6 protein-coding genes and 4 pseudogenes are annotated in these 9,151 nt (G+C 65.4%); 4 read left to right on the top strand and 6 right to left on the bottom strand.

Translation table 11 applies throughout. The features are described 5' to 3' along the window. Nucleotides 1-101: 101 nt before the first annotated feature. Nucleotides 102-292, bottom strand: a pseudogene (locus tag ACZ6CZ_RS31115) (IS5/IS1182 family transposase); the annotation flags it as partial. Between the two features lie 206 nt (nt 293-498). On the opposite strand from ACZ6CZ_RS31115, the gene ACZ6CZ_RS31110 reads away from it, so the two are divergent. Then, nucleotides 499-1,272 carry a ParA family protein gene (locus tag ACZ6CZ_RS31110; RefSeq protein WP_469027767.1) on the top strand — a complete coding sequence of 258 codons (774 nt, stop codon included), beginning with the start codon at nt 499-501 and terminating at the stop codon, nt 1,270-1,272. Then, the gene (locus ACZ6CZ_RS31105) at nt 1,262-2,266 is read left to right on the top strand and encodes a hypothetical protein (protein ID WP_469027764.1); all 1,005 of its coding nucleotides are present in this window, start codon (nt 1,262-1,264) and stop codon (nt 2,264-2,266) included. Before ACZ6CZ_RS31110 ends, ACZ6CZ_RS31105 begins: the two co-directional genes overlap by 11 nt. Nucleotides 2,267-2,346: 80 nt before the next feature. Here ACZ6CZ_RS31105 and ACZ6CZ_RS31100 read toward each other — a convergent pair. Then, nucleotides 2,347-2,541 (bottom strand): annotated as a pseudogene (locus tag ACZ6CZ_RS31100) (IS5/IS1182 family transposase); the annotation flags it as partial. A gap of 805 nt (nt 2,542-3,346) precedes the next feature. Next, nucleotides 3,347-4,024, bottom strand: coding sequence for a hypothetical protein (locus ACZ6CZ_RS31095; RefSeq protein ID WP_469027762.1), 678 nt, complete (start codon nt 4,022-4,024; stop codon nt 3,347-3,349). Between the two features lie 636 nt (nt 4,025-4,660). Between ACZ6CZ_RS31095 and ACZ6CZ_RS31090 the strand changes: the two are divergent. Beyond that, nucleotides 4,661-4,825 (top strand): annotated as a pseudogene (locus tag ACZ6CZ_RS31090) (WhiB family transcriptional regulator); the annotation flags it as partial. A gap of 410 nt (nt 4,826-5,235) precedes the next feature. Next, nucleotides 5,236-5,370 (top strand): hypothetical protein, encoded by a 135-nt coding sequence (locus ACZ6CZ_RS31085; RefSeq protein ID WP_469027759.1) that lies wholly within the window; start codon nt 5,236-5,238, stop codon nt 5,368-5,370. A 6-nt stretch (nt 5,371-5,376) separates the two neighbouring features. On the opposite strand, the pseudogene ACZ6CZ_RS31080 reads toward ACZ6CZ_RS31085, so the two are convergent. The 3 genes and pseudogenes from ACZ6CZ_RS31080 to ACZ6CZ_RS31070 form a co-directional block, all read right to left on the bottom strand. Further along, nucleotides 5,377-5,472, bottom strand: a pseudogene (locus ACZ6CZ_RS31080) (IS5/IS1182 family transposase); the annotation flags it as partial. A gap of 1,143 nt (nt 5,473-6,615) precedes the next feature. Beyond that, the gene (ku, locus tag ACZ6CZ_RS31075) at nt 6,616-7,716 is read right to left on the bottom strand and encodes a non-homologous end joining protein Ku (RefSeq protein ID WP_469027757.1); all 1,101 of its coding nucleotides are present in this window, start codon (nt 7,714-7,716) and stop codon (nt 6,616-6,618) included. Between the two features lie 457 nt (nt 7,717-8,173). Continuing rightward, nucleotides 8,174-8,611, bottom strand: coding sequence for a DUF4259 domain-containing protein (locus tag ACZ6CZ_RS31070; RefSeq protein WP_469027754.1), 438 nt, complete (start codon nt 8,609-8,611; stop codon nt 8,174-8,176). Nucleotides 8,612-9,151: the final 540 nt, after the last annotated feature.

The following is a 9,151-nucleotide window of genomic DNA, read 5'->3' as shown; positions in this document are numbered from 1 at the left end:
GCTGACGATCACTTCACGAAACGCGTTCCCCACCACATGACCATGATCGACGATTGAGAACTCGACGCCTCACCGCCTACCGTGCACGAGCTCGTAAGCGTTGTCCCGTAACCAGTGGTGCGGCTGGGCAGGGGCATCCCGCTGTGCAGTACGGAGAGGATCCCGCACAGCACATCCCGGTGCAGGGGGGCGCGGTGGGGCACCTGAAACGCCGCTCACGCTGCAGCAGCAGTGGCTCCAGGCGGCTCATCAGCTTATCCGACACAATCCACGGCGAAACAACAAATGTTATACACGAGTCATGTGCTCAAAATGACCTTGCTGCTGCCATATTGAAAAGCATAGTTAATACAATTGACTGGCTTGATGTGCGATAATCGTTTGGCGTGTGGGTGGCATGCCTGCATAAGGTACGAAACGGCTAGCGGGAGAGTAGAACCAGTACAGAGCGCCTAGTACCATACCTGGTAGGCCCGCATCGTAAGCGAAGGAACAATCATGCCTAATCTGACCTCGCTAAGGCCTTCCGCTGCGCAGGACGTTTCCTTCTCGCCGATTCAGGAACCGTTAGTCGTTACATCACTGGCTTATAAAGGTGGCATCGGCAAAACCACTTTGGCCGAGGAGTTGGCTCAGGTTCTCGATGCTGTCGCCGTCGACTTTGACTGGTCAAAAGGTGGACTCACGGCGGGGTGGGGATACAGAGAAGAAGATAGAATCGGCATTCCATTGGTTGAGGCATTCGAGAACTCCAAAGTGCCTTCTCCACTGAAAGGAGGGCGACGTAAACCGGACTTGATCCCGGGTCATACTACATTCGTAGAGCGTCAACCTCCCGCCGAGTTTGTGGCGGAACAGGTCAACAATTGGGCATTTGCGTTGCGCCGGCGACTTGTCATCGACACACATCCCGACGGTTGCCAAGCGACTAACGGCGCCATGGCTGCCGCGCGTGTCATCGTGTCACCCGTCCTTTTGCAGACGCGAGAAATGAGAGCCGTCGAGCAGCTCCTCGAAGAGGCCAGTGACTACCCATTGCTACTGATCCCTTATATGGTTCCCAAGTCCCCCTCGCAGTGGGCTATCAACGAACTTGAACGACTGTCGAAAACCTACGAGGTTCCAGTCGGCCCAATGGTGGGATATTATCCTTGGATTCCGACTCGACGCCGACGGGTAGCGATTTGTTCGGAGCCAATCGCTAAGAAACATCAGCAGTTCTGCGCTGAGATCAAGCAAGTAGCGGAGGCGGTGCTCGAATATGCAAGCTAGGGGTGTCGAGCAGTTGCAGGAACTAAAAAATAGAAAGAGAAATCTGCGCACACCTCCACCTGCACCGCTGTATCCGAGAAGCGGCAGAAAGCTCCCGGTAGGTGCTGCCCCTAAACGTCAACCTGATAAGCTGCTTGCGGATTTGCCGGGCCAGGGGGCGAATGCCAGGCTTGTTGCCCGCACGCAAGAACTCATTAACCGACTAGCGGAAAAGCCCAGTGTATACACCCGCCTTGAAGCGACCGAGTGGCTGACAAGCTCTCCTGCAGATCGGGTCGCCGCAGCTATCCTGGGTATCTGCGAAACTTCCTGGCCCTGTCAGCGGGACGTAGCCCTTGAACTGTTTCCTTTGCTGGGCTCTACAGGCGACTCTGTAATTCGTCAGGCCAGCGTAAGCCCTGCCATTGGGCCATGGATCAAATCCGTCACGGGATATTCGGCCAAGGATGCTTCAAACGTTACGTCGTGGCTGAATGTCGAAGATATGGCTCGAATTCGACAAAGGGGAGGAACGAGTAAATCCTATACGGCTTTGTGGAAGGCTAGTAGATGGGATCTATCCAGCTTCGACGAGCGCCTTGACGCTGTGCTGCAGACGCGTCATCCGCAGGCTGATCAACTGGTGTCAGAATATCGCGCTATTCACGGCACGCAAGACGCACGTCGGGAACCGCTTCGCCTTACCATTCGGTGCGACGTAGGTTCTTCTGTCTCACAATTGCTTCAAATGCCAGCAGATGCGACGCTCGAAACCATGCACCGGGAGGTCGCCGCTTCTCTTTCATGGGATCTAACAGACGGCCGACACCTCTTCTTGGTCGGTTCGCTGAAATATGCAGAGGTGGGGGATGCTTTAGGGTCTATCGCTCCAAGTTATTCTGTTCCCATCGACGAAGCATTCGATGCGGCCGACGAAGGGCGCGTCTACTTGATCCACGCCGATCGGAACATCGCTGCGTTGACGAGAGTCGCTAGGTGTCACGACGGCAGCTAATGGCTGTGGTCCACGAAGGAGCTCGGATGTCATTCCCTTACGCCTTAACGGAGTTACCCGGCCAGCTGCCAAGGCCGGTGGAGTCGGCGGCAGCCGGCGAGCCAGGCCATGGTGCGTTCGATGTCCCAGCGGTGGCGGCCGAGCCTCTGGGAGGACTCGATTCACCTGCGGGCGATGCGGTGCGCGATGCCGCGCCCGCGTAACGATTTTCGCAGGTGGACACAGTCATGGCCTTTGTCGGTGTGGAACTCGGCCGGCTTGCGCCGTCGGCGCCGACGGCGTAAGCGGATGGGCGGTATGCAGCGGACGAGGGGTGCGCAGGGTGAAGAGGCAGCCGGTGAAGACGACCTGGACGATCGCGAACCTTACCGGCAGCGGCTGGTCTTCTCGGCGATCACCGGGCCGACCATCATCAATGTGAAGCCCTCGCCCAAGGAGGCCGTCGCTCTTGTGCGCGACGTCGCCGCCCGCGTCCAGCGCCCGCTTCCTGCGCGTGGCGGGCACGGATCACCGAGCCCTCGTCGTGGACGTACCGTGATCACGGACCGGGAAGGACGCTGGTGGTAGGCCATGGAGTGCTGTTCCCGGTGCGCGGCCGTCACCCCCGGCGCCAAGACTGAAGCCACCTCAACCTGCCGGCCCGCAGACCACCGGCCACCTGGTCCCCACAGCCACGAACGCCGACGCGGGCACTAGCGGGCAGCGGTTCTCCGAGCACCAGGCCGCCGCCGGGACGGCAGTTCCGGCTCCCGCTCGGGACCCGCGTGGTGCCGCCCACCGCAGGCGAAGATCGCCCAGCGGGGCATCCCCCACGACCTGCGGTTCGTCGCCCTGCGGGACAAACTCATCGAGCTCGGAGATCTCTTCCGGGCTTACCAGCCGCGCAACGAATTAGACTGGGCGCTGCTCGCCGAGAGCGCGCTGGAGCGGCACCTGCGGCAGGACGAGGGCGCCGTCGTGTCGACTTGGACGTCGACCGCGGAGGGAAGCTGAGAGGGCTCGGTCTCGCCGTCGACGAGGGGCTCGCCACCGAGGAAGCGCTCCTGTCGGCGCACCAGCGCAACGTCCTCCAAATACGAATCACCCACTACCAGCAGGCACGGCAAGCGCTGGCCGAGCATCGCTTCGCCGCCCGTGAAGGACCCGCGCGAGGTCGACCCTGACAGCTCCGGGACGCCCACGTGAGCCTGCGGTGCCGGTCATGCGGGCCTCCTGCCGGTGGGTGATGGTCGTGTGTGAACTGCGGGCGGTGCTGGCCAACAGGCGGGCGCGGTGCATCAGGTCTGCGCCGTAGATGCGTTCGGCTGCCTCACGGCCCGTGGCGTCGACCGCAAGATCGATCTGGTCGGTCACGCCCCGCATGAGCTCGCTGCATGACTGCGCACGCATCTGGGCGAACTGGAAGTCAGCCCGGCCCAGGCCCTCGCACCGGTCATCCGTGCTGGAGGTCTGGTCCTGGCGGCGGGCGCCGTTGGCCGCCTCGTGAACGTGGGCCACTGCCTGCGCCACCTGGTGCGTGACGGCGCGGCTGCTGTGCAAGTCGCCCTCGAACCGCTCCTGCTGGGCTCGGACCTGCTGGATGCGGTGGCGGCGGGCCGCTTCTTGGGCACCGCGCCACTGCTTTATTGCGCCGGCCCGCTTGGCGGGGGTGTCGAAGACCGTCTCCGCACCGGCCAGCAGTACGGCGAGCAGGCCCGAGCCACGGCGGACCCTGGCCGCCTCGCCGCGCAGGTGCCGCCAGCCACGGACGTCGGTCACGGTCCATCCGGCATCAGCCACGCCCCGCGCCACCCAGGCGATCCGGGCCACCGAGCAGCCGCGCAGCCGGTCCGGCTCCTGGGTGAGCTCATGGGCCAGCTGGAAGCGCGGTTCAGCTGGTGGCGGCCGCCGGCCTTCGCCCCGCCTGCGCGTCGCTGGTCTGCCCTGACTGCAAGACGTGGGTGCCGATTACCGGCCTGAAGACCAGGAAGCCCAAGGTGGTGCCGCACGACGCCAGCCCTGCGGGCAAGGACGCGGCCGTCCGTTGCCGCCTGGGCAGCAACCGCCTGGTCAGCATCTACGTGACGGTGGTCAAGAGGCGGCGGAGAGCGCGGTGGACACCCGCTCTACCAACGCGACAGCCCCTGGGATGAGGCCCCCGGGGCTGTCCAGGACCTGACTCGGAGGACCTGATGCTCAGCATGACACGGGCGGTACCCCGGCCGAACGCGGGGATCATCGACGACATCGAGGACGCAGACAACAAGAAGGGCTTCGCGTCCGACGACCTCACCGGGTTCCACCAGATCGTCCGGCACCTCGCCGCCGACGGCAACCGTCGAGCGGCCCGCTCCGGCCAACGGTCCCGCCGCACGCTCGCCGCCGCGATACCACCGAACAGGGGCGGTGACCGGCATGGACTGGCGCCACCAGGCTTCGTGCCGCGACGAGGACCCCGAGCTCTTCTTCCCCATCGGCAATACCGGCCCGGCGCTCCTGCAGATCGAGGAGGCCAAGGCCGTCTGCCGCAAGCGCTGCCCGGTCATCGAGCAATGCCTGACATGGTCGCTGGAGTTCGGCCACCAGGGACATTTCGGAGATCCCCTGCGCACCCGGCATGTTACGACCTCAGCCCTGATGCCCTGATCCAGCTTGATGTGAACAGTCGGCCCCAGCGCCCCCACGAGCAGCTCGTACAGCACCTGCTTGGTCAGCCGCTGCAGCAGCCTGCCTCACGGGTTAGCTGTGGCCCGTCACACCGGGCATGGTCCACAAGCATCGCGATCAATTGCTCGTCCGACACCGCCCTCACGGCCGGCACTGACCCAGTCTCCGTCCCCACAACGGACTCACTCATCTGGCTTCTCTCCTTGATCAGCAGATCCGCCGTTGATTAGACACTCCCGCCTTTCGTCGGCTGCCCACTTATGTAGTTAGATCCGTCAGCGACGGCAACATAGTCTTGCAATAGAACAAGCATGGAGGGCCCAGTGGGAACAGCGGAAGAAATTGCCGAAATTAGGAAAATCGTTGATGTCTTGGTTGAAGAAGTCATGAAGTTGAACGGTTTGACGGAATCGATGAAGAACACGCTGATGAAACTCCGGAAAGAGTTGAAAAAGTGAGCCTTTTCAGTGTTGCTTCTCCAGGGTGAGGACTGCTTTGGTGGCTGACGTGAGTTGGTTTGGACTGCAGCGAGCGTGGCGGAAGATGCGCCAGCGCTTGACGCTGCTTTCGGAGGATTTTCTGCGGACAGCCGCTGAGGGCTACATAGACGAGGTCACCTGGCACACCCTGGATGAGGACTGGTTCGCCTCCCACCTGACCCGGCTGATTCGGCCACACCGCCAACTGCGGGGGCCGCTGACCCGGTACCGACCGCGTCCCGATCAGCCGCCTGCCTTCGGTCCGCTATACCAGCTGGCGGACATTCTCCATGAGAGAGGCCGGGCGACGAGGGAGAAGGAACGCCCTGCTTCCTCCCTGTGGGCAGCAGCAGCGGCACACTCCCGTACGGACACAGACCTGCGGGAACTTGCACAAGCGGCCGCCGTCTGGGGGCCGTGAACTGTGAACAGCTTCATCAGAAGGCGGCGGCGTGCGGGGACGTAGCTGCGCTGCAATGGTTCACCCGTCGCCTGATGGCCCTTGTACAGTTCGAGCGGGCCGAGGAGCTCATCGACAACCACCGTCTCGACAGCCTGCTCCTGGGTGAGCTCGCCGCGTCTGTCGGAGATGCTGGACGCTTCAGGGACGCCGCACGTCTGGCCCGCCGGGCGTACGAGGGCAGCGGCGATCGTAACGGCGCTCGCAGCCTGGCCCACCACCTGTCGCACCTGTCGGCGCGGGGCAGACAAGCCCAGAACCGCGGACGCCGCGTTACGGGCCGCTTGTCGCGGTGCCCGTCGGCAGGATGCTGGGGCAAGATGCACGCAGGAGGTGACGTGGCGCGATATCCCGGCTCTGGCCGCGTCACGTCACCTCGCGCGACGTTTGAGTGCGCAGGCTGTTGAGCGCCGGGAAGCTGCCGGGTCGTGTCGGCGGCAGAGGGTTCGCCGTCCGGACGCGGTGCTGCGGGCTGTGGAGCGCAAGGCCGGCCTTCGGCGCGTCCCGCATCGGCTGAGACGGGAGAGCCCCGGTCGGCGTGCCGGCCGGGGCTGAACCCGCGAAAGGGGGTGTGATCGTGAAGGGCGGTCGCCTACGCGGCGAAAGGCTCTGCAGGGCGGCAGCCGAACGATCGTCCCTGCAGGCGATAGATGAGGCCCGGGGACACTGTCCCCTTCACCATCACACCCGGGCCCCGCAGGCATTCCCGGGTGCTGAGATCCGCGCAGACCTGGCGCTGGGTGGGCAGGGCCGCTTTGAGGGGGTCAGGCGGCGGTCTTCTTGCGGCGGCGGCCGCTGCCGGCGAGTGCGTCGATGAGTTCCTCGCGGCTCATCTTCGACCGGCCGGCGACGTCCTGCTCACTCGCCCGCTGGTACAGCTCCCCCTTGCTCAGCTTCTGCAGCTCTCGTCTGCCTCCGACGCCGCCGGTGCGGGCCCGCGCCGCCCCGGCCTTCCTCGGCGGCGCTTTCCGCACAGGCGTCTTCGCCGACGATGACTTGCCTGTCGCCGATGAGCGGGCAGCCGCCTTGCGCGGCGCGGCCGCCTTCGTCTTCGGCTCGTCGGCGGGCTCCGTGCGGCCGCGACTGGAGCGGGCGGCTTCCAGGCTGCCTTCGAGGACCTTCATCAGGTCGAGCACATCGGTCGCCTCCGGCGGTGCCTGGGCCGGCGCGATCTCCTGGCCCTCCGCCTCGGCCTCGACCAGTTCGCGGACCTTCTCCTGGTAGGTGTCGTGGTAGCGGGACGGCTCCCAGTCGGAGCTGAGGGCATCGACCAGCTGCAACGCCATGTCGAGCTGCTTGCCGCGCCCCGCCCTGCCTGAGGGCAGCTCCGGCAGCTCCTGGCCCGGGTCACGGACCTCATCGGCCCAGTGCAGCGTCTGCAGCACCAGCACCTCGTTCTCCGCGCGCAGCGCAGTGAGATATTGCTTGCTGCGCATGACGAAGGTGGCGATGCCGGCCTTGTTCGCCTCCGTCAGAGCGGCGCGCAGCAGCTCGTAGACCGTGGTGTATTCCGTGCCGCGGGGGGCGATGTAGTAGGTGCGGTCAAAGTAGACCGGCTCGATGCGGTCGAGGTCGACGAAGTCGGTGATGTCGATGGTCTGCGAGCGGCCCGGCGCGATCTCGTCGAGTTCGTCGGGCTCGACCACGACGTAGTGGCCGGCGTCGAGTTCGTAGCCCTTGACGATGTCGCTGGTGTCGACCTCGTCGCCGGTGCGTTCGTTGACCCGCTTGTTGCGGATTCGGTCCGAGGTGCCGCGCTGCAGCTGGTGGAAGTGGACGGTGTGGTCCTCGGTCGCGGTGTAGAGACCGACGGGCACGCTGACGAGCCCGAAGGTGATCACACCTGTCCAGATCGCCCGCGCCATGACCGTGCTCCATCCCGTGTCATCACGTGCCTGTCCGGCCTGCTGATTCCACGCTCGCACCACCGCCCGGCCCCCGCGCGCCCACACTGGTACGTCAGCCACCCGATCGGACTCCGCCGGCGGGCACTCAAGGTGGCGGCGTGACCTTTCCGCGCGGGCAGGCGTTGGGCATGGCACGCGTACTGGACGTCATCCCCCCGGTGGACGCGTACGCAGATGAGGGGCCCGCGACCTGCCCGGCTCCCGGGCCCCTCATCAGGCCGCTCACTCTCCTGCGGGCGCCCGCGCAGGCCCGCCGCCCAATGCTCCGCCGCAGCCCCTCGCACGGCCCCGCCAGCCGACTTCAGCGGTGTACAAGACTCGGGCGCACGCGATGTGAGGGCGGCCGGCCGGACGAGAAGGTGGTCGGGCGGGGGCGGCTCGGGGGCTGGGTGCCTTGGCCTTGTACGCCTTCCAGTCAAAGATCGGACAGTGCGTCTTGCTGAGGACCGTGCCTGGGTGCAAGGACGGCGCGAAGGCGTTGAATGCTGCGCCGCCACTGCGGGCCGTCGGGTGTCTCGTCCCAGAGTTCGGCGAGCTCGGAATCCTCAGCGACCACTCGGTCGAGTGCGTCGACAGCAAACGGCCGAAGATCGCCGGAGAAGGCCGGAAGCGCTTCGTCGGGCCCGTAGCCTGTGTTGACCGGTTCCCCGCCCGGGCACTGCGCCGCAATGAGAGCAGCGGCTGCGACAGCCTCTGCGCCTTCAGGGCTTTGGAGGTAGTCCAGAGTCTGGATGGTGCGGGTGAGCGTCGAACGTACGAGGTCCTCACGCCTGTCCGGGGCCGTCTCGTCCAGGGTGCAGGCGAAGTCCGCGGCCATGTCGTTCTCGAAGGGACCGACATCCCAAGTCCCCATGATGACCTCCTCATGTCGAGTGTGGTGATCATCGCAGCGGCCACCGACAGCGGTGTACGCATCCCTCATAGCTCAGCAGCCAGCCAGTCCCTGCGGTTACTGTGGTCGCACCCCTACGGCTTACGGCTCCGTATGGGCCCGTAGGGGGTACGACCACAACCAGCACAGCCCGCCCCCGCCGTCCCGGGCGTCCGGGGGGCCACGACGAGGCTTGCTGGGGCAATCCCGACGTGGGTGTGCTTGACCCTTCCCGCCCGCGCAGCCCTGGTTGGTGTCCACGCTCCGCAGCAGAAGGCGAGGACCAGACGGCCGCACACACGGGCGGCCCCGTATCCATCCCGAGGGAATGTGCCGGCGTCCCGTCCCGGTTCGCCCTCGCGCCCGGCGTACCGTCGGTAGCACCGTCGCCTGGCCCAGCTCTCCCCCGAGCACGACCAGGCGACGACACGGCGGGAGTGCCGGCGCACGCGGTTGCCACCACGACAGACGGCCGGGTCGGGCTGAGCGTCACGGGCCATGGACTGCGGGTGGAACGGGCCG

It is taken from the genome of Streptomyces sp. NPDC041135 (assembly GCF_055592085.1).
The sequence above is the reverse complement of the archived record's forward strand: the minus strand, read 5'-3'. Positions and strand labels throughout refer to the sequence as shown.

Excerpts from the sequence above, each read along its gene's own strand:
- ACZ6CZ_RS31110 (WP_469027767.1), top strand. The coding sequence starts at position 499 with ATGCCTAATCTGACCTCGCTAAGGCCTTCCGCTGCGCAGGACGTTTCC.
- ACZ6CZ_RS31070 (WP_469027754.1), bottom strand. The coding sequence starts at position 8,611 with ATGGGGACTTGGGATGTCGGTCCCTTCGAGAACGACATGGCCGCGGAC.
- ku (WP_469027757.1), bottom strand. The coding sequence starts at position 7,716 with ATGGCGCGGGCGATCTGGACAGGTGTGATCACCTTCGGGCTCGTCAGC.
- ACZ6CZ_RS31105 (WP_469027764.1), top strand. The coding sequence starts at position 1,262 with ATGCAAGCTAGGGGTGTCGAGCAGTTGCAGGAACTAAAAAATAGAAAG.